Source organism: Imperialibacter sp. (genome assembly GCF_048007035.1).
Lineage (GTDB): Bacteria > Bacteroidota > Bacteroidia > Cytophagales > Cyclobacteriaceae > Imperialibacter.
Window position 1 is genome coordinate 2,190,402 of record NZ_CP180355.1, and the last position, 24,335, is coordinate 2,214,736.

Consider the following 24,335-nt stretch of genomic DNA (forward strand, 5'->3'; position numbering starts at 1 on the left):
TAAAGGTACATTGACTAACTTCTTATAATTATTCTATTTTTTTACTAAATTATACCAGAATTATATTCTGATTTTTTAGAGTGTAGGCAATTATTATTTTGATATTGTGGCCGCCTTAGTTCTTAAAATATTCCCCTCTTAGGTCCCTCTTCATAGCTAATTTGGTGAGGATCATCAGTCTATAAATTGTACTTTTCGAATAAAACTGGCGTAAGTCTGTCTCATTTTCTGAAGTTCGATCACTTTTCTTACCTCAGAACGCACCTCTTCATTAATATGTTCTGTAAAAATAAGAAACAAAGAATATAATTTTGCGTTCATTTTGGTCAGAACCAAGAAACAGAACATTGTTAAAGAATTGGAAAAGACCAAAATTATGAAAAGTATTTTTTTGAGCATTGCAGGTATAGTCTTGATAGGAAGCACCTTCACGAGCGACCTTGTAGCTAAAAATCCCTACAAGCTCTCGCAGGCGGAGATCGCAGAAATCATCAACAGCCTCAATAACGAATTAAGTGTCAAAGACATTCCTGTGTTGCAGGATAAAATTGTAGTGTTTGACGAAAGCTGGAATGTGTTGCTGGAGCAGCCACTTCAGGAGGTGTTGGAAAAAGATCCTTCTTCAAAAGAAAGATCGTTAATAAAGAAAAGTGAGTTCCTGATGGAGTACGCTGGAAACAGCTACTACATGTTGGAAGACTAAAACATAAAGGTTAGTAGTTAGTTTAAGTAGGTGGTTTACCCCGGTTCATCGGGGTAACACATGGTAGGTTTAGGTGTGGAAATCCCGCTGTTTTTTCAGTGGGATTTTTTATTTAAACCCGTTCGAGTTCTTCCTTCAGAAACTTAGACGTATACCCTACCTGCTTTTTTGCCACTTCTTCGGGTGTACCCTCCACAAGTATCTTACCACCTTTATCGCCGCCTTCAAGTCCCAGATCAATGACGTGATCGGCTACTTTGATCACATCGAGGTTGTGCTCTATGATCAGGACTGTGTTGCCTTTGTTCACAAGTTTGTTCAGCACGTCAATCAGGTGCTGGATGTCTTTAAAGTGCAGGCCGGTGGTGGGCTCGTCAAGAATGTACAGCGTTTTGCCCGTGTCTTTCTTCGAAAGCTCAGTTGCCAGCTTCACCCGCTGCGCCTCCCCGCCCGAAAGCGTGGTGGCATGCTGGCCCAATGTGATGTAGTCCAGACCAACTTCGTGCAGGGTCTGAATCCGTCTGAGGATTTTGGGCTGGAACTCGAAAAACTCTACGGCTTGCTCCACAGTCATGTCAAGTACGTCTGAAATTGACTTGCCCTTGAACCTTACCTCCAGCGTCTCCCTGTTGTAGCGTTTGCCCTTGCAGGTTTCGCACGGCACATGCACGTCGGGGAGGAAATCCATTTCGATGACTTTCATGCCCGCCCCTTCGCAGGTTTCGCAACGGCCACCTTTTACGTTGAAAGAGAAGCGGCCCGGCTTGTAGCCTCTTATCTTCGCCTCGGGAAGGTTCGAGAACAACAGACGAATATCTGAAAAGGCACCAGTATAAGTGGCTGGGTTAGAGCGTGGCGTTCTGCCAATAGGTGCCTGATCCACTTCTATTACTTTGTCGATATGTTCAACCCCTTTGATCTCTTTATAGGGAAGGGGTTCTGATCTGCTGCCGTAAAAATGCTTCCTGAGAATGGGGAAAAGCGTTTCGTGGATCAGCGAAGACTTGCCACTACCTGACACACCGGTAATGCAGAGCATCTTGCCAATTGGCAAAGTGAGTGTTACATTTTTCAGGTTGTGGCCCGTGGCACCTTTCAGTACAATGCTCTCGCCCTTTCCTTTTCTTCTTTCCTTCGGTACAGCGATCTTGTTAATTCCGTTGAGATAACCGGCTGTTAGCGAATTGCTTTCTAAAACCTCCTGAGGCGTGCCAGCAGCTACCACCTGGCCACCGTGCCTTCCAGCTCCCGGCCCGATGTCAATGAGGAAGTCGCTTTCCATCATCATATCACGGTCGTGCTCCACCACTATGACGGTATTGCCAAGATCCCGGAGGTCTTTCAGCGCCTTGATCAGTTTCACGTTGTCACGCTGGTGCAAGCCAATGCTTGGCTCGTCAAGAATATACAGCACACCGACCAGCTGAGTACCTATTTGTGTTGCAAGTCGAATACGCTGAGCTTCTCCTCCGGAAAGCGTTCTCAGGGGCCGGTCCAGGTTAAGGTAATCCAGACCAACGTCCAGCAAAAAGCCGATTCGCTTCCTGATTTCCTTCAATACCTCGGCTGCTATGATGTTCTGCCGCTCGTCGAGCCGAGTCTCCAGCCCTTCGAACCATTCCGAAAGCTGGGTGATGTTCATGAAAGACAGCTCGGAAATGTTCTTGTTGTCGATTTTGTAGTGCAGTGCTTCTTTTTTAAGCCGAGCGCCATGACAGGACGGGCAGATGGTGCTAACAGTAAATTCATCCACCCATTGCTGCATTTTGTCAGAGCCACCGTCCTTTTGCTTTTCAAGGAAATTGATGATGCCCTCAAACTTGGTGTTCCATTCTGTGCCGGGGTATTTGACGGAGGCGACTGCTACAGGTTCGTCGTCGCCAAACAGTATTATCTTCAACGCCTCTTCAGGGATGTTTTTAATAGGCGTAGCCAGACTTAACCTGTGTCTTTTGAGAATGACCTCCAGCTTCTTGAAAATCCATATATCCCGGTATTCACCCAAGGGTGCTATTCCTCCCCGGCTAATGCTGATATTGGGATCGGGCATGACCGACTCTCTGGATATTTCCTGAATGACCCCCAGGCCATTGCAGTCCGGGCAGGCACCGTAGGGGGAATTGAAGGAGAAGGTATTTGGAGCCGGATCATCATAGGCAAGCCCCGTCTCAGGGTCCATCAGTGTCTTGGAAAAATGAGCCACGTTTCCATCTTCCAGCAAAATCATCATTACCCCCTTGCCCTGCGTCATTGCTGTTTTGGTAGACTGGGTAATGCGACTGGCGTCTTTCTCACTTACAACCACCCGGTCGATCACAATTTCGATGTCGTGGGTTTTGTAACGATCCAACTGCATCTTGGGGGTGATCTCTTCCAAGGCACCATCTATCCTGGCCCTTGAAAAGCCCAGTTTCCTGATTTGCTGAAAAAGCTCCCTGTAGTGCCCTTTTCGGCCTTTGACAACCGGAGCAAGGATAGCCAATTTTTGGCCATCGTATTGCTTAAGAATCTGCCTGATGATCTGATCCTCACTTTGCTTGGTCATTTTCTTGCCTGTGAGGTAAGAATAGGCGTCACCTGCCCTGGCATAAAGCAAACGAAGAAAATCATAAATTTCAGTAACCGTGCCTACTGTAGAACGAGGGTTTTTAGAGGTGGTCTTTTGTTCAATCGAAATGACCGGACTTAGTCCATTGATTTTATCCACATCGGGTCTTTCCAGCTCGCCAATGAACGAACGTGCGTAGGCGCTGAAGCTTTCCATGTAGCGGCGCTGGCCTTCTGCGTAGATTGTGTCAAACGCCAGAGATGACTTACCGCTACCACTAATGCCCGTAATGACCACCAACTGATTTCTTTTGAATCTCAGGTCAATGTTTTTCAGGTTGTGCTCCCTGGCTCCGAAAATCTCGAGAAAGTCAATACCATCTGTGGCCCCATTCACCAACTGCTCCCCATTGCTTTCTTTTGTGGGTTGTGGTGCTTTTAAAGTATCTTTTGGCATGCTGTTGATGGATACAAAATGTTTTTAAATAAATCAATTTCCGGAATTCAGTGCATCGGCTTTACTGTTGGATGGCAGTACTTCAAGATGCCCCTTCGGTAGCCTGAGCAAATAGCTTTTTCCTTTCCTGACATTTAGAGCACCCCTCCTTAACCACGGATTGTGCAGTCTGAGTTCCTTGTATGACAAGCCTCTCGCCTGGGCAAAGTCAACGAGGCTAGGTATGTCTTCCGTAACCCGCAATGTGTCGAGCGGAATCACAGGGTACAGTAACTCCTGCGGAATATCATACCCATACTTCTTGGGGTGCTCAAGAATTTCTTTGATGGCCAACAAACGGAACATGTATCTGGAAGTTTCTTCGTTCAAGAGCAAGTCGTAGTAGGAGTTTGTCTTCTGCTCTTCAAGTTCATCTGACAGACCTTTCATCCCCATATTGTAGGAGGCTGCTGCATTTGTCCAGTCCCCAAACTTCTCTTTTGCTTTGAGCAAGTATTTGGCTGCGGCGGCTGTTGAGGCAATCGGATCATATCTTTGATCAACTTCCCGGTTAATTTCCAGGCCAAAATCATTTCCGGTACCTTCTCTTATTTGCCAGAAACCTACTGCCTGCCTTGGAGAAACAACATTCTCAAGGCCACTTTCAATCACTGACAAATACTTAAAATCTGTAGGAATGCCATTTTCTTTGAGCAGCTCTTCAAGCAACGGGAGCCACCGATTGGAACGTTTGATAAGGAAGATAGTACTGCTGTGCCAGTAGGAGTTGACGTGTATTTCCCTGTCAAGTCTTTCCCTCACATCGGTCATATGTAACGGCACTGGCTCTCCTGCGAAACTCAAAGTATCAGGCAGTTCGAATACTTTTACATAGTTGTCGGGCAGCGTCACCTCCAAAGGCACTGTCTCCATGGAGGCGGGCGGCGGCGTCAGGTATTCATCTTTGCCCGTGGTGCGCTTGTAAACAAAATAACCGCCGATGATAAGGATGCCGAGCCAAAGCTGCAACATGATGAATTTACGCATACTCTTATGTTCTTGGGGGCAGTACAGAATTGCCAAAACGCAAAAATACGTTTAAATCGACACAATTAAAACGAAGGTGAAAACATGATTTGCTCATTGGCAGTGGCAAAAAGCTATTTCAGCAAAATGTTCTTCAAAGCACTGTTGTGGTGGGTATAATCAAACTTGAATCCCATCTTATCCACTTTTTCTGAAGAAATCTTACTGCCACCCAGGACAATCTGCGCCATTTCACCAAGCGCCACTTTCAGAACGAAGCCAGGCACTGGCGGCAGCCAAAGCGGTTTGTTCAATACTTTAGCGGCTTCCTTCGTGATTTCTTTATTGGTGACCGGCGATGGGCTCACTCCATTATAGACTCCAGAGTAAGTAGTATTCTCAATGGCTTCCAGAAACAAGCGGCAAAGGTCATCGATATGAATCCAGCTCATCCACTGCTTGCCAGTTCCCAAAGGAGCGCCGAACCCAAATTTAAGCGGGGCCAGCAGTTGCGGCAGTGCACCACCACTGGCACTCAGCACCACCCCCACCCGGATAAGTACCCTCCTGATTCCCATGCCTTCAACGGGGGCTGATGATGCTTCCCACGATTTGACTACCTGAGCAAGAAAATCGTCACCAGCTGGTGACTTCTCATCAATTATAGCGTCGCCAGTATCGGCACCGTAATAGCCAATCGCCGAGGCGCCAATAAATACTTTCGGTTTCCGCTCAAGGGCCGAGAGCTTTTCCATGAGTAATGCCGTCGACTTAGTTCTGCTTTCAAGTATCAGCTTTTTCCTTGCTTCCGTCCAGCGCTTATCAGCTACACCAGCACCAGCCAAATGGACAATAGCCTCAACGCCTTCCAGGGCACCATCTTGTATCTCGCCCTTTCCAATATCCCATGTATAGGTTTTGTACTTGTCGGCCTTTCCAGAGGATCTGCTCAGCCAGGCCACTTCATACCCTGCCTGTGTCAGCAACTCACTTAGCCGGCTGCCAATTAAGCCGCTTCCTCCCGTCACAAGTATTTTGCCTTTCGTTGTCTCTCTCATTCTTGATGCAGTTGCTGCTGGTTATCTGTGTATAATTCACTTTTCAACTTCCGTATTAATTACGCATTTTTAGCCAACATTTGCGTTAGATAAGAAATGGTGTTTGAATGAAAAACTGCATATTCCTGCTTTCTGTTTTAATTATCTTCATTTCAGCAGGAGGCTTGTGGGCTCAAAGTAAAAATGCCGGGGCCAGCTCAAATGCCGTACCTGATTTCGGCCCGGCAGTGACATCGGCTTCGCTTACAATTGGCAGCGACAAGCACGCTGGTTATGTTGCCCAGTTCGACTTCCCTCCAAAAAACCTGAAAAAGGGCTGGTGGCGGTACCTTAAAACCGTAGCCAGGGTAAAAAACCGAAAGACTTACTGGAAACTTTCAGTACCGCCGGAAAAAGGCTCGTCAAATGTGCCAATAGAAATGTTTTCCGAAATAAAGGTTGATGGTAATTCTTCCAGGTTAACGCTTGTGCTGAACAGTGTGAATATGGATGCGTCGACACGGAAAGAGTACATGCAACAGACAAAGAATTTTCTGGAGGAGTTTAAGTCAAAATTCTATGGTGACTATATCCAGCAACTGATAGTTGCCGCCGAAAAACAAGCCAGAAAAACCAGCGCCGATCACCAAAGGGCTGTGGCAAAAAGAGAGAAGCTCATAGCTAAGCTGGAAAAGTCGAAGGCCCGAAGTGCCGATAAAGATACTACCTTTGAAGATGAAGAGCTGGTGGCCGCCATCAACACGCTGGGACAACTGATAGCAGAGAAAGCGGCAGCAGTGGATGCTTCCCAAAAGGAAATTGCCTCATTGAAAAAGACCCTTCTGAACTATATTCAAAAAAGCGGACACTAGTGTAAGTTCCTATTTATCACAGCGCATGTCGATCCCTTGTCTTTAAAGACTTATATTTGCAAAATCTTTGTGAATGAGGCCTTTTTATCCACCAAATCCAGAGTAAATCACGAATAGTTAAGGAGTTGTATGAAGAACACTGCAGAATTAGATCGCCGCAGAACATTTGCCATTATCAGTCACCCCGATGCGGGGAAAACCACTTTGACGGAGAAGCTACTTCTTTTTGGTGGTGCTATTCAGTCAGCCGGAGCCGTTAAGAACAACAAAATTAAGAAGACCGCCACCTCCGACTTTATGGAGATAGAGAAGCAGCGTGGTATTTCCGTGGCTACCTCGGTGATGGGCTTCGAATACAAAGGCATAAAGATCAATCTGCTGGACACTCCCGGTCACAAAGACTTTGCAGAAGACACCTACCGGACGCTAACGGCCGTCGACAGTGTGATACTTGTGGTGGACTCTGTGAAGGGCGTGGAAGAGCAAACCGAAAAACTCATGAGTGTGTGCCGAATGCGAGACACGCCAGTGATTGTGTTTGTGAATAAAATGGATCGACCAGGCAAAGACCCTTTTGAGCTCATGGACGAGCTGGAAGACAAGCTGAGCATTAAAGTGCGTCCTCTCAGCTGGCCTATCAACAACGGTTCGGATTTTAAAGGAGTATACAACCTGTATAAAAAGCATCTCAACCTCTTCAATGCCAACAAGACTGCCGTCGAGCGAGACATTGTATCATTTTCGGATCTCCAAAGCCCCAAATTGGAAGAAATCATAGGCAAAGATGCAGATACGTTGAGAGAAGATGCAGAGCTGGTAGAAATGGCCTATGAGCCGTTTGATAAGGAGAACTATCTGGACGGGCTTCTGGCTCCGGTTTTTTTCGGCAGTGCCTTGAACAACTTCGGCGTGCAGGAGCTGCTCGACACCTTCATCGAAATTGCTCCAACACCCTTGCCAAGAAACACCAACCTTCGTGAGGTGCTTCCCACAGAAAAAAACTTCTCAGGCTTTGTTTTCAAGATACATGCCAACCTCGATCCCCGCCACCGTGACAGGATCGCCTTCCTCAGGGTATGCAGCGGTGTGTTTGAGCGTAACAAGTTTTATCACCATGTGAGGCTCAACAAAAATGTGCGCTTTGCCAACCCTACCAGCTTCATGGCTCAGGACAAAGAAACAATTGACTCGGCTTTTCCCGGGGACGTAGTGGGTCTTTATGACACAGGCAACTTCAAGATAGGTGACACCCTGAGCGAAGGTGAAATGATGACTTACAAGGGAATTCCCAGCTTTTCTCCGGAGATTTTCAGGGAACTGGAAAATGCTGACCCCATGAAAGCGAAGCAGATGGAAAAAGGAATTCACCAGCTGACCGACGAAGGCGTGGCACAGCTGTTTATCAAGCAGCCCGGCAATAGAAAAATCGTAGGCACAGTGGGTGAGCTCCAGTTCGACGTTATTCAATATCGCCTGCTCCATGAATATGGGGCCAGCTGTCGTTTCCGCCCCATGCCGATGTACAAAGCCTGCTGGGTCAGCTCCAACAACCCAGCCAAACTGAAAGACTTCCTTGACTTTAAGGCCAACTCTATCGCACTGGACAAAGATGGTTTACCCGTTTATCTGGCGGAATCGAAAGGTATGCTGGATGTGATGATTTCGAAGTATCCGGAAATCGACTTTGCTTTTCAGTCGGAGCACAACAGGATGGCAGATAGCGAGGCTTAACCCAACGTTTCGGGTAACTTTTTCGCATTAGTTATATCGCTTTTCGTAAATTAACGTGAGTTCGATATAAAAATGTAACAAAACATCACCGAGGGGCGTCATTGCGGAAATTTTCTTCAGATATTTTTCTCATCTGAAGAAAATTATCCGCAATCTCCGCCACAAGACATTTGAGATTCCGGATAAATATTGGCCCATTTGAATTTTAGGCCAATATTTTCCGGAATAACGGCATTTTTATATCGAACTCACGTTAAATTAGGCTTACACTTTTTGTTCAACGACACTTTTCCCTGATTGAATAAGTCATGAGCACCAAACCCAATTTGCCTGGCCATTTGCTTTGGGAATATGATCTTGAGACTTTCAACTATGAGAAGTCATACAAGATCGTCATTGAAAGAGTGCTGGAAAGAGGAAATCTCGAAGAATGGAGAGAGATCGTTCGGTATTATGGCGAGCAAAAGATACTTGAAACGATAGACTGGAGTGCTCAGCTGGGTGCCCGAGAAAAGGAGTGGTCCAAATTCTTCCTTAAATCCGATTTTTTGGATGCTACATAAAGACCCACTTATTGTCAAACCGGAGACTTTCGCTTTAATACGGCAGCTACAAACTTCTTCAGAGTTGAACGGTTTTTATCTGGTCGGAGGAACTTCCTTGGCGCTTCAACTTGGCCATCGCAATTCTATTGATATTGATTTGTTTACTGTTAATGAATTTGACGGCGAAGAACTTCTAAAGTTTTTAGGTGAGAAGTATTCGGTAACGCCAACCTTTCAAAGAAAAGGAACCCTTCTGACGGTAGTCAACTCGGTGAAAACAGACTTCGTCCGCCATAACTATCCACTAGTGAAGCCTCCAATAACGGAAGAGGGCATTACGTTTCTTGGGAAAGAGGACATAGCCGCTATGAAGCTCAATGCCATTTCAAACTCGGGGAAGCGGCTCAAGGACTTTATTGATGTCTACTATCTGCTAGAGCATTTCTCTATGGACGAAATGATCGCCTTCTACACTACTAAGTACCCTAATTTCAACCCGCTCATTGCTTTGAGGTCAGTCAACTACTTTGATGATATCGATCCTGCCATTGACCCACCCAAACTGAAAGAAAAATTGCCCTTGTCTGAAATAAAAAAACGAATTAATGATGCTGTGTTGCATTCAAAAAAGCGTTTCGGGTAGTGCAAGCTTCTACCCGGCTACAGCATACTTTTTAATAATCGCCATTTGACCTGCATGCCATGCGGTGTGCGTAGTGATGCGTGAAAGTGCCTCAGCCTTAGTGATCGTTCCAAACTCCCGGGTAGTAACCTCAGTAGACCAGCTTCCGTCTTCCTGATCCAAAATGGCCGCTTCAAGCTCTCTGCCCGATTCGTCGAGCAACCCTTTGAGTTCCTCAAGGTTGGTAAAGTGCCCCAAGTCCTTTATGCCCTGCCCGACTGTCGATAGCTTCACCTGCAAAGGCCTTCCAAATACATTTTTGGCAAAAAGCAGCTCCACCTCTGCGATGTGCCTGAGTAGCCAGCCTATCGAATTGCTATCGGGATGGATTCTCAACGGCAAGCTCTCGGAGCTAATCGAGGGCAACTGGTTGGTGAGCCTGGTTCGGCCCATTCGCCAAATCGGGAGCATGATTTCAGTGGCCATAAGTTTTTATTTAGCTTATTGACAAATGTAATGGTAAAATTTTACCGGGGTATTTGACAAATGAATTTATTAATCGTAATATTGCAATGTAATCAAAAGTTATGGGTGTAACTAAAACTGATCTCTTTACTGCTGAACAAAATGACCTGGCCCTTATTGCTAAGGCATTCGCTCATCCTGCCCGTTTAGCGATCATTGATTATTTGCTCAAAACCAACGCTTGTATCAATGGGGATCTGGTGGAAGAGTTGGGTTTGGCACAAGCCACCATCAGTCAGCACTTGAGAGAGCTAAAAGACATGGGTATTATTAAAGGTACGATTGAGGGAGTCTCTGTAAGCTATTGCATTGATCCGGTTCGTTGGACGGAAATAAAGGGTCTTTTTAATAAGATGTTTGACCGACACCCCTTCTGCTGCTAAAAAAATTTGCCAACAGGCATCGTAATATTGCAATTAAACAACTGAAAATATGAAAACCTCCGAGGAGCTTAAGACAATAGTTCGTGAAAAATACAGCAAGATCGCCGAGCAAGACATCTCCGTGAACCAATCTTCATGTTGCGGAGCGGGTGGTTCATCAAACGAGGTGTATAATATCATGACCGACGACTACACCGGAATGCAGGGCTACGCTCAGGAAGCCGATCTTGGCTTGGGGTGCGGGCTTCCTACACAATTTGCTAAAATCCAAAAAGGAGATACGGTTATTGACTTAGGATCTGGTGCTGGAAACGACTGTTTTCTGGCCCGGCACGAAACCGGCGAAACTGGCAAAGTAATCGGTATTGATTTTACCGACGCCATGATCAGAAAGGCACGAGCCAACGCTGAAAAGCTTGGGTACAACAACGTCGAATTCCGCCAGGGTGATATTGAAGAAATGCCCGTGTCAGACAATGTTGCGGACGTTATAGTCAGCAACTGTGTACTAAACCTGGTGCCCAACAAACAAAACGTTATCAAAGAAATATACCGGGCGCTCAAGCCAGGAGGCCATTTCAGTATTTCAGACATTGTGCTCGTAGGCGACTTGCCAAAAGCTCTTCAGGAAGACGCTGAAATGTATGCTGGTTGCGTAGCTGGTGCTATTCAAAAGGATGAGTATCTTGGCTACATCGAGTCAACGGGATTTGAAAACGTGTTAGTGCAAAAGCAGAAAGCTATAGTTATCCCTAATGACATTCTCAACAAGTACTTATCCGAAGCAGAGGTAGAAGCCTTCAAAAGTGGTTCTACAGGTATTTTCAGTGTTACCGTCTTCGCCCAAAAGCCCGGCGAGTCTATCAAAATTGCCACCTCACAAACAGATAAACTTCCTGCCAATGCCTGCGCTCCTGGCTCGGGCTGCTGCTAACATCAAAATGTCTAACACTACTATGCAACTATTACCGAGGCTTGAAGCCTACCGACAACAACTTCCTGTGAGTGAACTCTCAGGAGAAAGAAAAGCTGTTCTTCAAAAGTTGATTGACTATATACAGTCCAGAAAAAAAGAACATAAGGAAGTGAAGTTGAATTTCATCTGCACGCACAATTCACGCCGCAGCCAATTTTCACAAATATGGGCTAAAACTGCTGCCGACTACTACGGCATTGATGTGCAAACCTACTCGGGCGGAGTGGAGGTAACAGCCTTCAATGAGCGTGCTGTAGCCGCAGTTGAGCGGGCTGGCTTTCATGTTACTAAAAAGGAAAAGCAAACCAATCCGGTCTACTTCATTTTCAATTCCGAAGATGGTGAGCCGATCACTGCCTTTTCAAAATTGTACGATGACCCTGCCAACGCCACCACCAACTTTTCTGCTGTGATGACCTGCTCGCACGCCGAGGAAAACTGCCCGTATATCCCTGGCACCGAAGCTCGCATACCTGTGATGTATGACGACCCAAAAGCTTTTGACGACACTGTGTTAGAAGCTGTCAAATACGATGAGCGCTGCCAGCAAATCGCCACCGAAATGTTCTACGTATTCTCTCAAATCAAATAAGCTTTGGCCACCATCAAGAAGAAGCTCGGCTTCCTGGACAACTACCTTACACTTTGGATCTTTTTGGCAATGGCTATAGGCGTTGCCATTGGGTATCTGTTTCCCAGGAGTTCCGATTTTATCAACTCTTTTTCCAGTGGCTCTACCAATATCCCGATCGCCATCGGCTTGATATTGATGATGTATCCACCGCTGGCAAAGGTGAACTACAAGCTATTGCCACGTGTTTTTCGCAATACACGAATACTCTTTGGGTCGCTTATCCTCAATTGGGTCATAGGTCCCATGCTGATGTTTGTATTGGCTGTCGTTTTCCTGAAGGACTACCCGGCGTATATGGTGGGCTTAATCCTGATTGGCCTGGCCCGGTGCATTGCGATGGTGTTGGTATGGAACGACTTAGCGGAAGGCAACGCTGAATATGGAGCTGGGCTGGTAGCGCTTAATAGCATTTTCCAGGTGTTTGGCTACAGCTTTTATGCCTGTGTTTTCATTACTGTGCTTCCTCCCCTCTTTGGTGTTGAAGGGGCCATTGTAGACATTTCCATCGCTACCATTGCCGAAAGTGTAGCGATTTACCTCGGTATTCCGTTTCTCGCTGGGTTGTTAACGAGAGTTTCGTTAGTAAAGCTAAAAGGAGAAAGCTGGTACACGCAAAAATTCATCCCTGCCATTGCTCCGTTAACACTCATTGCACTGCTTTTTACCATTTTGGTGATGTTTAGCCTGAAAGGTGAGATAATTGTCCAGATTCCGGGCGATGTATTTCGGATAGCCGTTCCTCTCCTGCTGTATTTCACCATTATGTTCTTCATTGGCTTCTTCTTCAGTAAAGCTATTGGAGCACCTTACGATAAGAATGTATCCATTGCCTTCACCGCCACTGGCAACAATTTTGAACTGGCGATTGCAGTAGCTATCGCCGTATTCGGGCTCAACAGCGGACAAGCCTTTGCCGGAGTAGTGGGACCCCTGGTTGAGGTACCTGCCTTGATCCTTTTGGTAAGAGTAGCTTTCTGGCTGAAAAGAAAATACTACACAACAACACCATCGTAGTGTTACGGATTCCTGGCAGCCATTTCCCACCAGAAGCTGTGTAGTTTCTCTCTGATTTTCTATTTTGCGCCAAACCACAAATAACATGAACAAGCGTATATTTTTTGGACTCGTCCTTCTTTCGCTGGCTAGCTGCAAACATAGGGTAGTTGTAGATGCTCCAGCTATTTTAAGACATTCTCCGGAGGAAGTAGAGGCCATTTTAGGCAAACCAGATAGTACTTATGCCACCGAGACACTCGCAGGCCCCGCTCTTGCACAGCATTTCAGGATGTATAATGTGGAGGTCGAGTATGTAGACAACAAAGCCAGCTACATTTCTGTAAAAGGCCCTCATGGGCTCCCATTTTCAGAAGAAGCACTAGAGGCTTTCAATGCAAAAGCCTTGGGGGAACCCACCAAGTCGGCGGATGAAAAGGTGCTACGCTGGATAAAAATGCAGGCGCCAATTGAAGCCATTAGCTTCGCAGCCACACACTACGACAGCCTGCAAAATGTAGACAACTTTACTGTTACCATCATCGGAAGGAAATAGGCAAAATTGCCGACGAAAGACTATTAAACGAGAAAAGGGGAGCTGAGCTCCCCTTTCTCGTTTATAATTTCTATTTCATTGGTGGGCTGCTAAACTGCACTGCCCAAATATCAAATTAGAAAGTGTAAGTATACTTTAGAGAGAAGAGTCTTTGCGGCATGTATAGCGAGAACAACTCCTCCTGATCACCAAACTTATACACCTGCTGATCTTTTGCGTTGAGCAGATTCTTTGCTGATAGGCTTAGCGCTGACTGGCGGCTTCCTCCAAACTGCTGTGTAACGTTCAGGTTCAGGCTATTGAATGGCTTTTGGTAAACGTCAGGAATATTAGATATGCCGATGAAAGTGATCGTTTCTCCCTGGACGTTGTATGACAAGTTTGTTGAAAACCCAATTTCATCATTTTGATACAACAGGTAAGCGTTTACGACATAAGGCGATTGGCCAGTCATTTCTCTGTAAAGTTTTACAGAAGATGCATCGCCACCTTTGTAGCTCACTTCGCTGTCGTATTCGGTTTGTCCCTGCTCACTTACAGTTACTGTCTTTCTGTTGACCCGTGAGGCCACAATCGACACGTTGGAGCCTATTGAGAAGTTCTGCAAAGCAGGAGTGATAAAGCTCAGGTCTTTTCTTACCTCAAACTCAGCACCATACACCTGGGCTTCGCCCACATTCCTTGGCTTCAGCTGGCCTGGATTGTTAGGGAAGAAAACCAATGCGATGTGATCAGTAAAGTCTTTATAGAAAACTGAGGCTGACACCATTTCACCCGGAGTGAAGAAATACTCCCATCTCAAGTCATAGTTGAGTATTTGTGCCTGCTTCAGGTCCAAATTACCAGAGAATTGTATTCTGGTGATAGGGTCTTCGATAAACGCCGAAGACTTCTCTTTGAAAGATGGCCTGGCAAGCGTTTTATTGAATGACGCTCTCAGGTTCATATTCTCCTGTAGTGCATATACAAGGTTCAAAGACGGCAGCAAGTTAGTCTTGTCCAATGTTTTTGTGTTCTCTTCCAGCTGGCTGGAGTTGTCCTCATTTAATCGGATTCCAGTATAGAACATCTTGACGTTTTCTACTCTCACACCATAAATCGACTTCAGCTTGCTTGTGATATTCATTTCATTCATCACATAGGCAGCATATGTAGACTGGCTTCCATCGTAGTTGTTGTAGGCGTTACTGTTGTTTTGAACATACAGACCTCTGGGGTTTTCCGCAGAATACAAATTAGCATCAGTCAGCAACCAGTTAGCGTCGTTTTGCTCAATCTGAAATGCTTCAAGTGGATCGTAGTTATACGCATTCACTTTGAATTCTCTCCACTTCAAAGCCACCATGGCTCCAGCCTTCAACTTATTGTTGTCGTTTAGATCGTATGTAAGGTCTGCCTTGAAGCTTTCATTTGTTTCCTTCAACTCTCTCCAAAATCTGTCAATGCCACCACCATTTCTGAAGGCATAGGTGTCGTCATCTTCATTGATTCTGGTATCACGATAATCCGGATCGGTAATTCCTGAAAATAAAAGTGAGTTTGTCCAATCCACCCGGAGCCTGCCAAACTGATGCTTACCGTACAAGATGTTGTTAGTCATCTGGCGTTGGGTATAAGCAAGGATATCGTTATGGATATGAGTTGGGTTGTTCAGCGTAGTGAAGTCTATCTCACGATCCAAAGCAGTGCTTACGCCATTCTGCGTACGAAATATATTTGTACCAATGGTGTGATTATCAACCTTAGCGGCCAGGGTTCCCAATGCACTCCAAAGCACGTTGTTAGAGCTCAAATCACCCACGGCTGTAAAGTCCCTCTCGAGGCTAACCTCAGCAGAAGTACGGTCTTTTTCAAACCGCTTTCTTGTGAAACCTTCGTAAAAAGTGTTGGTATTAGTGTAGTTGAATATGGCGTTGTAGCCCCATGTCACTTTGTTTTTCTGCACCTGATTGCCATGTGACAGAGAAAAATTGGTGTTCATGAAGTTGGTAGACCGGGATGTTCCTAAAAGAGGTGAGAACTTCTTTGTTGTTTCTTCTACAAAGGAATTAGGCAATGTTGGAATAGAAGCGCTGGCTGATATTGGAAGCGCTCTTGCTCCGTTGTCCCAGCCCAGCGCATCAGTAGATGAGCCTTTGTATGACACGGCGTTGCTATTGAAATGCATGGCCGGGTTGTACCCAAAGCTTAAAGAAGCTGAACTAGTCTTTTCTTCAGGAAAAGCTTTGGTTTGAATATTAACCAGGCCTCCGGCAAAATCCCCTACCAGATTTGGGGTGAATGTTTTGTAAACAATCACATTCTCTAGCACACCTGTTGGGAATAGATCCACTTGCACATCGTTTCTATCTGGGTCGAGGCCAGGGATGATCATCCCATTCAGCGACGTCTTTGTGTACCTGTCACCCAGGCCACGTACGTACACATACTTATCACCCTGAATGGTCACACCAGTCACCCTGTTCATGGCTGAAGACAGGTTGCTATCACCTACTCTTCTGAAAGAAGCAGAAGAAATGCCATCCATGGTGTTGATAGACTTCTTTTGAACAGACAGCAAACCAACATCGTTGTTTTTGATTACTTCAGCAGTAACTACGACCGACTCAAGTTCGGTCACATCCTCACTGATAGGAATGTCGAGTGTGGTAGTTTGCCCAGCAACTATTTCAACGCCTTCGATAGTTTTGGACTGATAAGAGACGAATTGCACTTCGATGGTATGGGTGCCTGGCTCAAGGGTCAATGAAAAGTTGCCATCGAAATCGGCAACGGCACCAGTGGTAGTGCCCTTCTTGATAACAGCCGCCCCAAACAATGCCTCACCGGAGATTTGGTCGTAAACTTTACCTCTTAAAAACCCGGTTTGAGAAAATGCCGACGAGGAGATACAAACCGCCAGCGCAACAATAAAGAACTTCTTCATAAATAGACTCAAAATTAATTCGCTGCAAAGGTAGACACCGACACGGCTAGAACTGATTAGGGGAACTTTATCAGTTTTTTAATAAAAAGACTCGAAAGTGAGGATTTGATAACATTTCCGTAATATTGAATCGAGTGGTGTCAGTATGGAAAAACAAAAAAGGTAGCCGTGGAACACCACAACTACCATTTTCAGTACGAGTCTTATTTATGAATTATCTTCTATAAGTTCGCTTCGACTATTATCAATCGAAGCTCTTAGTGTATACTTCAAACGCTGAAGTTGAAACTTTAGAGAATACAAGTGAACCAGCAGCTGTGTTAGAAGCCGCATCTTCAGTCTCCTCGTATGTTTCTGTATCGAATGAAGCGGACAATATTACTTTGCCACTCTTCAAGACCACGTTGGTAACTGTAGCTTTGGCTTTGGCTTTGAAGTCAGCTGTTGTAGCTTTTCCGCCAACACTCTCAATAGTCCCGTTTTTGATAGTGAATGATTTATCCAAGCTGCCTTCTCTGCCGTCGATTTCCAATCCTTTGTCAGAGTCAGAGCTAACGTACACAACGAAGTTGTCTATAGTTCCAGCGTATGACTGATCCACATCAAGACCATCATCACCAACAGTGTATATAAGCACACTCTTAACATTTACAGTACCCCCGAAAAATTCGATACCATCGTCAGAGTTAGAATAAACTTCAATGTTTTCGATTGTTGTGCCAGTTCCCACACCACCGAGGGTAAGTCCATTAATTTCACTTCCGGCAGCGATTTCAGCGCCACCGTGGCGGATCGAAACATACTTAATAACTCCTGAGTTGTCATCAGCGGCGGTTCCTCCGTATCTTCCGTTAGTGTCAGCTGCGTCAACACCTTCAATCTGAGGGTCTTCAGTCTTGGCACTTACAGGCGCTTTGCCCAAGACTACTAATCCACCCCATTTACCCCGATCGCTTTCGGTCAAAGTAGTGCCCGAAAGGTCTCCCGGCTGAATGTTGTCGTCGGTTGAAGTCATAATGATAGGCTCCTCAGCAGTACCTTCGGCCATAAGCTTTCCGCCTCTGGCAATCATTAGCACGGCAGCGTTAGCTCCGGTCAGCTCGGCATTACCTTTAATGATTGTTCCGGCTTCGATTGTTAGCGTCACGCCATCAAGAACGGTAACACGGGCGTCCAACTGATACACTTTGTCTTTTGTCCATTCAGTATCTTCAGAGATGTTAGCAGATACTTTAACTACAGTAGCCTCAGCTGATGGCTCAGATGGAGTCTGATCAGTGCCTCCCAGTTGACCTTTGACAAAAGCCAGCGTCCAATCGTCGAATACCGAAGCATCAGTAACACCCGTTGCAGATGCGTCTGAAGAAGCCTTTGCACTTACGGCCGTTTGAGAAGCAGCAACCGCATCAGCAATTTTTTCTTCCGTTGTTTTTTCCGGCTCTGGCTCATCGTCGCCGCCACATGATGATGCGAACACTAAAACGCCCGCCATAAAAAGTAATGATAAGATCTTGTTCATGGTTCAACTTTGTTTTTTGATTTCAAAAGTCTTTGAGCCGCAAAGTTGAGCACTTAATGTTAAAAGGGAGGAAAAGCGATGTTACGATATGATTAAACTAATTTTAAAAAAATTACCCCTGCGTGACGTTTGTTAACGTGGTGTTACGTCGCAGGGGTAAATCAATATGGGCTTAGCAGTAAGCTATTGAGTCGCTTATTTACCTATAGATACTTTGTTGAGCAATTCTTTGACGATCTGCTGAGTAGTAATTCCATCAGCCTCCGCCTCATAGTTAAGAAGAATACGATGGTTGAGCACGTCGCTGGCTATTTCCTTGATATCTTCCGGTAACACATAATCTCTCTCATCGAAAAAAGCGATGGCCTTGGCCGCAAGGTTCAGGTTGATGGAAGCTCTGGGAGAAGCTCCAAATTGGATATAGCCGGCAAAGTCTTTAAGACCATTGTCTGCCGCCGTTCTTGTGGCAAAGACCAGCTCCACAATATATTTTTCAAGTGACTCGGAAATAGAAACCTGGTTGATTTCATCACGGATCGCAAAAATGTCTTCTTTGGAAAGCACCGTATCCACCTTGGCATTAAAGCTCATATTCGCCATTCTGCGCATAATCTCTAGCTCTTCGGCCTTGGTAGGGTACTCAATATTTACTTTCAGCATGAAACGGTCAACCTGGGCCTCTGGCAATGGGTAGGTGCCTTCCTGCTCCACTGGGTTCTGAGTGGCCAGCACCAAAAAAGGCCTGTCCAGGTGGAAAGTGGTTTCCCCAATGGTCACCTGCTTTTCCTGCATGGCTTCCAGCAACGCCGATTGCACCTTAGCGGGCGATCGGTTGACCTCATCTGCCAGGATTATGTTGGCAAAAATAGGGCCCTTCTTCACTTCAAAATCAGCCTTCTGTTGATTGTATATCATGGTACCCACAAGGTCGGCGGGCAGCAAGTCGGGGGTAAACTGGATTCTTTTGAAGTCAAGATGCAGCACATTAGCCAGCGTATTTACCGTAAGTGTTTTTGCAAGGCCAGGCACACCTTCGAGCAGGATGTGGCCGTTGGTAAACAAGCCAATCAACAGCCTGTTGATCATGTACTCCTGACCGACTACTACTTTTCCAACCTCACTTATTACCTTCTTTATTTTCTCCTGGTGCTCTCTTTTAAGATCTGTTGTCGATGTTTCCATTATGCACAAACTTTTCCTGGATGTAAACTATGTATTGTTGAACTCCTGACGCTTTAACAAACGGCTAAGTTACCTCAACCCTGTATACATAAACAAACATGGTTTACGTGGAAGTGTTAATTAATGTTAAAAACGGTTATAATATTGAAAGCGATAGGTTTGGCGAGTCCCCGATGCACCGCAACAACCAGCATTTCATGTAAGGTGGATTTGATTCAACAATTAATTGACTGGCAGCTATTGAACACATATTTTCGAAACAGGTAAATTGCAACTATGACTTTCGACGAATACAAGGTATCCATTCACGAGCAAGCTCCACCGTTGAACTTGAGTGAAGAATTAAAAGGGCTCTGGTGGGACGGAAAGGGCAGCTGGGACAAGTCGCACGAAACAGTTCAGGATCTGGAGAGTGAAAATGCCGCCTGGGTGCACGCCTATCTTCACCGCAAAGAAGGTGATGTTTGGAACGCTGACTATTGGTACCGGCGAGCTGGCAAGGTGAGACCAAAATTGACCCTTGACGAAGAATGGGAGAACATCGTGAAAGCTTTGCTGGACTTAGCATGAGCAAAAATATCTCATTCGAAAGAGTCGGAGCCGACAGGGCCGAGACATTGCTTAAAGTAGCAGAGCTTACCTTTCGGGTGGGCTTTCAGCACCTCAACGACCCGGAGGATTTCGAAGCCTATATGGCAGAGGCCTTTTCACTGCAGCAAACGAAAAAGGAACTGGGTACTGAGGGGTCGGAGTTTTACTTTGCCATCACGGGCGAGGAAGTTGTCGGTTATATCAAGCTTAATCATGGCGCAGCGCAAACGGACATCGCTACAGAGCCAGGCATCGAACTGCAACGCATTTATGTAATGCCGGAGCATCAGGGGAAAGGAATAGGGCAACAGCTACTGGACTTTGCCATCAATACTGGTAAAAAAAGGCAATTCCCTTACCTGTGGCTGGGCGTGTGGGAGAAAAATGACGGTGCTATCCGGTTTTACAAACGGCATGGCTTCCAGCAATTTGGTAGTCACACCTTTATGTTGGGAAACGATCCGCAAACAGACCTTCTGATGAAGCTGTCACTGGGTTGAGCTGAATAGATAACTTTAAAATATTCAGGAGCTTACGTTAATAATTTGAAAAAGCGTATTTTCATACCCTTACTAAATTCCTACCACCATGAAAAAGAACTTTTTACTCACCTTCGCATTGCTAGCCCTTGTGGCTTCAAGCAAATGCTTTGCCGTTGACCCGGCCTTCCTTGTGAAAGAATGGGAAAGAGCCAAGGCCTTCACTTTGGAATACCTGGAAGCGATGCCAGCAGACAAGTATGGCTACAAGCCTACACCTGAGATCAGGTCGTTCGAGCAGCAGCTTCTGCACCTGGCGGATGCGAACTTCGGTTTTACTGCGGGAATCACCGGAACAGCTAGCCCTGTTGAAAGAGGAGGCGCAGAAAAATCAGCCGGGAAATCGAAAGAAGTCACCGTGAAAATGGTGTCGGACAGTTATGATTTCGTGATCAATGCACTGAAAGGAATGACTGCGGCTCAAATGGCAGAAACGGTTAGTCTTTTTGGGATGGACATGACCCGGGAGGTAGCCTTCGGCAAAGCCTTTGAACATCAAACACACCACAGGGGTCAAACTACACCATATATCCGGCTGGCTGGTGCCACTCCGCCGAACGAGAAGTTATTTTAATACTTTTTAAAACCTTACTAAGCCTTGCGGCTTAGTAAGGTTTTTACCAGCTTCCTTTCAACCCAATTTTCAAGGCAGCGTTGTATTTCTTTACATCAAAGCTATAGAGATAAGGCGCTTTGTGGGCACCCCCTTTTCTTCTCTCCCCCAGGTCTTTCAAAATGCCATAAGCAAGCATCTTTCGTTGAAAATTTCTTCGGTCCAGTTCTTTCCCCAAAATAGTCTCATACAACTTCTGAAGCTCTGGCATCGTAAACTTAACCGGAAGCAACCTGTGGCCAATAGGCTGGTAGTTGATTTGAAACCGTAAAGTATCCAGCGCTTTATCCGCTATCTCCCGGTGATCAAGTATCATGTCGGGCAGCTCGTCAACGCTTTTCCATTCGCAGGCGTCGGAAATATCATCGGGCCTTGGGCTTGCCTTCGAAAATTCTATGAGGGCATAGTACCCCACGGTAATAAAGCGCTGCAAAAACCAGTGATCCTTCACCGGATCACGGCCACTTTGTTTGAAAAGCTCAAGATCCATTTCGTGATCATGCCTGTCCGGATCCCCAAACGTGTAGAACTGTTTTAGGAAAATATCCTTCAACCCGGTTCTGTTCTCCAGCACTCTAATCGCCGCCAGGTCAATATGCTCATTCTTCTCTACGAAACCTCCGGGCAACGCCCATTTGGAGGTGTGCTTCATTTTCAGCAGCAGCACCTTCAGTTCATTTTCGTGAAACCCAAAAATCACACAATCTACCGAAAGACCGGGGTGGTATTTTTCAGCAGCTATATCCAGAAATTCCGACATTTTCTAACGTATTCAATCAATCCGGCAAGTAAGAAAAAGAATATTACATCATTCAAGTTTAAAAAGAAAACTGTAGGTTGTGTCACTAATACACATTTTAAAATACTACCGACAAAAGTTATGAAGAAATTAGTTGTGCTGATCATACTGCTCACGTCATTTAAGGCAAAATCGCAGGACTTCTCTCTTTTTGAGAAAAAAGAGTTTATCAGCGAAAAAGGCGACGTGCTGCCCTACCGGATTTTGTATCCGGAAAACTATGACAAGACTAAAAAGTACCCTTTGGTGCTGTTTCTCCATGGTGGGGGAGAACGAGGCACTGACAATGAAAAGCAACTGGTGAATGGAGTGAAAGCCTTTCTGGAGCCTGAAAACAGAAGCAAGTTTCCCTGTATCGTTATAGCACCGCAGTGCCCCGAAGATAGCTACTGGGCATCGGTAAAGTTTGAACGAACCAAGTATCCGTTGGAGCTTGATTTCAACTATGGCTACGACATCACCAAAGGTTTACAACTGGCCATTGACCTTACGAAAAGCGTGATGAAAAGTGAGTCTGTCGATAGCAAGCGTGTCTATATCACCGGGCTCTCCATGGGAGGCATGGGGTCGTTGGAGGCTGTGTATCGCTATCCAAAAATGTTCGCTGCTATTGCTGCCGTGTGCGGGGGTGCCGACCTCAATGCCTACTCGAAAAAACAGTCAAAAATACCTTTCTGGCTATTCCATGGCAGTGTGGATGGCGTGATTGCCGTCGACAATTCAAGGAAACTTAACGAAAAGCTGAGGGAGATGGGGGCCGATGTGCAGTACACAGAATACCCGGGTGTCAATCACAATAGTTGGGAAAATGCTTATGTTGAGCCTGATCTGTTTCCTTGGATGTTTTCAAAAAGCAGGTAGCTTTTACCCTGATCAAACCAAGCCGTCGCCAAGAGAGGTGAACACTTGTTGGTCGGGTCAATTTTACTTATGTTGTTAGTCTGGAACCTACTCAATGCTACAACTCTTTCAAAAGGCTAAAATTTACGCTCAGAAAACTGCCATTGTATCAAATGGCGGCTCATGCACTTACCAACAGCTTCTTTTTGCTTCTCAGCAGCTTGCCGCTCTCCTTCTGGATAGGACTTCTGATTTAAAGGAACAGCGAATTGCCTTTCTTGTGGAACCCGGTTTTGACTACGTCAGGGTGCAATGGGGTATTTGGCAGGCGGGAGGCATTGCGGTGCCACTTTGTATCACACATCCGCTTCCTTCCCTTCAATACGTCATTGAAGACACCGAGGCCTCGGCTATCGTGGTGTCGCCTTCCTTCAGAGAGGTTTTGCAAGGCTATGCAGAAGATAAAACCATTAGGTTCATAGTGCTGGAGCCTGAGAACGATCGCAAGCCAGCAGAACTACCTGAAATTGACAAGTCTCGCCGGGCGATGATTCTGTATACCAGTGGCACCACCAACCTACCCAAAGGGGTGGTAACAACGCATGCCAATCTGGAAGCACAAATTTCAACGCTCGTGGCCGCCTGGGGCTGGACTTCTGCTGATCACACGTTATGCATTCTGCCACTGCACCACGTGCACGGCATCATCAACGTAGTTAGCTGCGCTTTATGGTCAGGGGCGGTCTGTGAGTTCTTGCCCTCTTTTTCTGCGGAAAAAGTGTTCGGCCTATTTGCAGCCGGCAGGCTCAATGTGTTCATGGCAGTGCCCACCATCTATTTCAAGCTCATTGCCCATTTTGAAAGCCTTGATGAGGGTGAACAGCAACAGCTCACCGCTGCAATGAAGAAGTTTCGGCTAATGGTGTCGGGCTCTGCCGCCTTGCCAGTTTCGGTAATGGAAAAATGGGAAACAATAAGCGGCCACCGCCTGCTGGAGCGCTACGGCATGACCGAGATTGGCATGGCCATCAGCAATCCCTATGTGGGCGAAAGAAAAGCTGGATTTATTGGACTACCGCTGCCAGGAGTCAATATCAGGCTGGCGGATGAGGCAAACATTGAACTGGAAAACACTACTGTACCCGGTGAAATTCAGGTAAAGGGAGCAAATGTCTTCAAAGATTATTGGCGAAGGCCTGAGGCCACGATAGCATCTTTCACGAGCGATGGTTGGTTCAAAACAGGTGATATTGCCGAGGTTGAACATGGCTACTACAAAATTCTTGGCAGGAATTCAGTGGATATCATTAAATCCGGTGGATACAAAATATCGGCTCTGGAAATTGAAGAAGTACTCAGAAGCCATCCGGCCGTCAGCGATTGCGCCGTAGTTGGCCTTCCCGATGAAGAATGGGGGGAAATAGTGGCCGCTGCCATTGTTGGTGACTCCTCGCTCGACACTGAAGAACTCACCTCCTGGCTCAAAGCCCGCCTGCCGGGCTACCGGGTACCGAGAAAATACCTGTCACTTTCAGAGCTTCCCCGAAATGCAATGGGCAAAGTGACAAAAAACGACGTGAAAAAGCTTTTCAACACCTAACCCAACATTATGAGCTTCTGGATCAGCTTTCCATTTTGGATGATGCTTTTACTCCTTGTACTTAATAGCTTTCTGGTATCCAGTTTCAGCGATCGTATCAAAGACGATGACACCAACAACCCCGTGGGGCACTGATCAAC

The 24,335-nt window shown here is 46.0% G+C and carries 24 protein-coding genes; 16 read left to right on the plus strand and 8 right to left on the minus strand.

The window, feature by feature from the left end:
* Window positions 1–376 precede the first annotated feature (376 nt).
* Complete coding sequence (locus tag ACMVP2_RS09640) at window positions 377–703, plus strand: hypothetical protein (protein WP_152001651.1); 327 nt, start codon at window positions 377–379, stop codon at window positions 701–703.
* Window positions 704–815: 112 nt separating this feature from the next.
* Here the strand turns inward: ACMVP2_RS09640 and uvrA are convergent, their stop codons facing one another.
* From uvrA to ACMVP2_RS09655, 3 genes are all read right to left on the minus strand, one after another.
* Window positions 816–3,707 (minus strand): excinuclease ABC subunit UvrA, encoded by a 2,892-nt coding sequence (uvrA, locus tag ACMVP2_RS09645; protein WP_416867546.1) that lies wholly within the window; start codon window positions 3,705–3,707, stop codon window positions 816–818.
* Between the two features lie 33 nt (window positions 3,708–3,740).
* A complete protein-coding gene (locus tag ACMVP2_RS09650; protein ID WP_416867547.1) occupies window positions 3,741–4,733 on the minus strand; it encodes a lytic transglycosylase domain-containing protein in 993 nt (330 codons plus the stop codon).
* Window positions 4,734–4,846: 113 nt separating this feature from the next.
* Entirely contained in the window at window positions 4,847–5,770 is a 924-nt protein-coding gene (locus tag ACMVP2_RS09655) for a TIGR01777 family oxidoreductase (RefSeq protein WP_416867548.1), read from the minus strand.
* A gap of 107 nt (window positions 5,771–5,877) precedes the next feature.
* Here ACMVP2_RS09655 and ACMVP2_RS09660 point away from each other — a divergent pair, with 107 nt between their 5' ends.
* From ACMVP2_RS09660 to ACMVP2_RS09675, 4 genes are all read left to right on the plus strand, one after another.
* A complete protein-coding gene (locus ACMVP2_RS09660) occupies window positions 5,878–6,621 on the plus strand; it encodes a hypothetical protein (RefSeq protein ID WP_416867549.1) in 744 nt (247 codons plus the stop codon).
* Window positions 6,622–6,750: 129 nt separating this feature from the next.
* The gene (locus tag ACMVP2_RS09665) at window positions 6,751–8,352 is read left to right on the plus strand and encodes a peptide chain release factor 3 (protein ID WP_339789902.1); all 1,602 of its coding nucleotides are present in this window, start codon (window positions 6,751–6,753) and stop codon (window positions 8,350–8,352) included.
* A gap of 308 nt (window positions 8,353–8,660) precedes the next feature.
* A complete protein-coding gene (locus ACMVP2_RS09670) occupies window positions 8,661–8,915 on the plus strand; it encodes a DUF6922 domain-containing protein (protein ID WP_416867550.1) in 255 nt (84 codons plus the stop codon).
* Window positions 8,905–9,540, plus strand: a complete 636-nt coding sequence (locus ACMVP2_RS09675) for a nucleotidyl transferase AbiEii/AbiGii toxin family protein (protein WP_416867551.1) — start codon at window positions 8,905–8,907, stop codon at window positions 9,538–9,540. Before ACMVP2_RS09670 ends, ACMVP2_RS09675 begins: the two co-directional genes overlap by 11 nt.
* A gap of 9 nt (window positions 9,541–9,549) precedes the next feature.
* Here ACMVP2_RS09675 and ACMVP2_RS09680 read toward each other — a convergent pair whose 3' ends face one another.
* Window positions 9,550–10,005 carry a DinB family protein gene (locus tag ACMVP2_RS09680; protein WP_416867552.1) on the minus strand — a complete coding sequence of 152 codons (456 nt, stop codon included), beginning with the start codon at window positions 10,003–10,005 and terminating at the stop codon, window positions 9,550–9,552.
* A 101-nt stretch (window positions 10,006–10,106) separates the two neighbouring features.
* On the opposite strand from ACMVP2_RS09680, the gene ACMVP2_RS09685 reads away from it, so the two are divergent.
* From ACMVP2_RS09685 to ACMVP2_RS09705, 5 genes are all read left to right on the plus strand, one after another.
* On the plus strand, window positions 10,107–10,427 hold the full coding sequence (locus ACMVP2_RS09685; protein WP_416867553.1) for an ArsR/SmtB family transcription factor: 321 nt from the start codon (window positions 10,107–10,109) through the stop codon (window positions 10,425–10,427).
* Window positions 10,428–10,476: 49 nt separating this feature from the next.
* The gene (locus tag ACMVP2_RS09690; protein WP_416867554.1) at window positions 10,477–11,361 is read left to right on the plus strand and encodes an arsenite methyltransferase; all 885 of its coding nucleotides are present in this window, start codon (window positions 10,477–10,479) and stop codon (window positions 11,359–11,361) included.
* 22 nt (window positions 11,362–11,383) lie between these two features.
* The gene (locus ACMVP2_RS09695; protein ID WP_416867555.1) at window positions 11,384–11,995 is read left to right on the plus strand and encodes a protein-tyrosine-phosphatase; all 612 of its coding nucleotides are present in this window, start codon (window positions 11,384–11,386) and stop codon (window positions 11,993–11,995) included.
* A gap of 3 nt (window positions 11,996–11,998) precedes the next feature.
* Window positions 11,999–13,051 (plus strand): ACR3 family arsenite efflux transporter, encoded by a 1,053-nt coding sequence (arsB, locus tag ACMVP2_RS09700; RefSeq protein WP_416867556.1) that lies wholly within the window; start codon window positions 11,999–12,001, stop codon window positions 13,049–13,051.
* An 85-nt stretch (window positions 13,052–13,136) separates the two neighbouring features.
* Entirely contained in the window at window positions 13,137–13,586 is a 450-nt protein-coding gene (locus tag ACMVP2_RS09705; RefSeq protein ID WP_339785435.1) for a hypothetical protein, read from the plus strand.
* 115 nt (window positions 13,587–13,701) lie between these two features.
* Here the strand turns inward: ACMVP2_RS09705 and ACMVP2_RS09710 are convergent, their stop codons facing one another.
* The 3 genes from ACMVP2_RS09710 to ACMVP2_RS09720 form a co-directional block, all read right to left on the minus strand.
* Window positions 13,702–16,512 (minus strand): TonB-dependent receptor domain-containing protein, encoded by a 2,811-nt coding sequence (locus ACMVP2_RS09710; RefSeq protein ID WP_416867557.1) that lies wholly within the window; start codon window positions 16,510–16,512, stop codon window positions 13,702–13,704.
* A 244-nt stretch (window positions 16,513–16,756) separates the two neighbouring features.
* Window positions 16,757–18,031, minus strand: a complete 1,275-nt coding sequence (locus ACMVP2_RS09715; RefSeq protein WP_416867558.1) for a hypothetical protein — start codon at window positions 18,029–18,031, stop codon at window positions 16,757–16,759.
* A 195-nt stretch (window positions 18,032–18,226) separates the two neighbouring features.
* A complete protein-coding gene (locus ACMVP2_RS09720) occupies window positions 18,227–19,213 on the minus strand; it encodes a MoxR family ATPase (protein ID WP_339785442.1) in 987 nt (328 codons plus the stop codon).
* Between the two features lie 276 nt (window positions 19,214–19,489).
* Between ACMVP2_RS09720 and ACMVP2_RS09725 the strand changes: the two genes are divergently transcribed.
* The 3 genes from ACMVP2_RS09725 to ACMVP2_RS09735 all read left to right on the plus strand — a co-directional run bounded on the left by ACMVP2_RS09725 (window position 19,490) and on the right by ACMVP2_RS09735 (window position 20,917).
* Entirely contained in the window at window positions 19,490–19,783 is a 294-nt protein-coding gene (locus tag ACMVP2_RS09725; protein ID WP_416867559.1) for a hypothetical protein, read from the plus strand.
* Complete coding sequence (locus ACMVP2_RS09730; protein ID WP_416867560.1) at window positions 19,780–20,304, plus strand: GNAT family N-acetyltransferase; 525 nt, start codon at window positions 19,780–19,782, stop codon at window positions 20,302–20,304. The genes ACMVP2_RS09725 and ACMVP2_RS09730 overlap by 4 nt, the downstream gene beginning before the upstream one ends.
* Window positions 20,305–20,392: 88 nt before the next feature.
* Window positions 20,393–20,917: a DinB family protein gene (locus ACMVP2_RS09735; RefSeq protein WP_339785449.1), complete on the plus strand. Its 525-nt coding sequence runs from the start codon at window positions 20,393–20,395 to the stop codon at window positions 20,915–20,917.
* A 43-nt stretch (window positions 20,918–20,960) separates the two neighbouring features.
* Here the strand turns inward: ACMVP2_RS09735 and ACMVP2_RS09740 are convergent, their stop codons facing one another.
* Entirely contained in the window at window positions 20,961–21,716 is a 756-nt protein-coding gene (locus ACMVP2_RS09740; RefSeq protein WP_339785452.1) for an NUDIX hydrolase, read from the minus strand.
* 120 nt (window positions 21,717–21,836) lie between these two features.
* On the opposite strand from ACMVP2_RS09740, the gene ACMVP2_RS09745 reads away from it, so the two are divergent.
* From ACMVP2_RS09745 to ACMVP2_RS09755, 3 genes are all read left to right on the plus strand, one after another.
* Window positions 21,837–22,616, plus strand: a complete 780-nt coding sequence (locus tag ACMVP2_RS09745; protein WP_416867561.1) for an alpha/beta hydrolase-fold protein — start codon at window positions 21,837–21,839, stop codon at window positions 22,614–22,616.
* A 94-nt stretch (window positions 22,617–22,710) separates the two neighbouring features.
* A complete protein-coding gene (locus ACMVP2_RS09750; RefSeq protein WP_416867562.1) occupies window positions 22,711–24,195 on the plus strand; it encodes an acyl-CoA synthetase in 1,485 nt (494 codons plus the stop codon).
* Window positions 24,196–24,204: 9 nt separating this feature from the next.
* Window positions 24,205–24,330 (plus strand): hypothetical protein, encoded by a 126-nt coding sequence (locus ACMVP2_RS09755; RefSeq protein WP_339785459.1) that lies wholly within the window; start codon window positions 24,205–24,207, stop codon window positions 24,328–24,330.
* The last annotated feature ends 5 nt before the right edge of the window (window positions 24,331–24,335 follow it).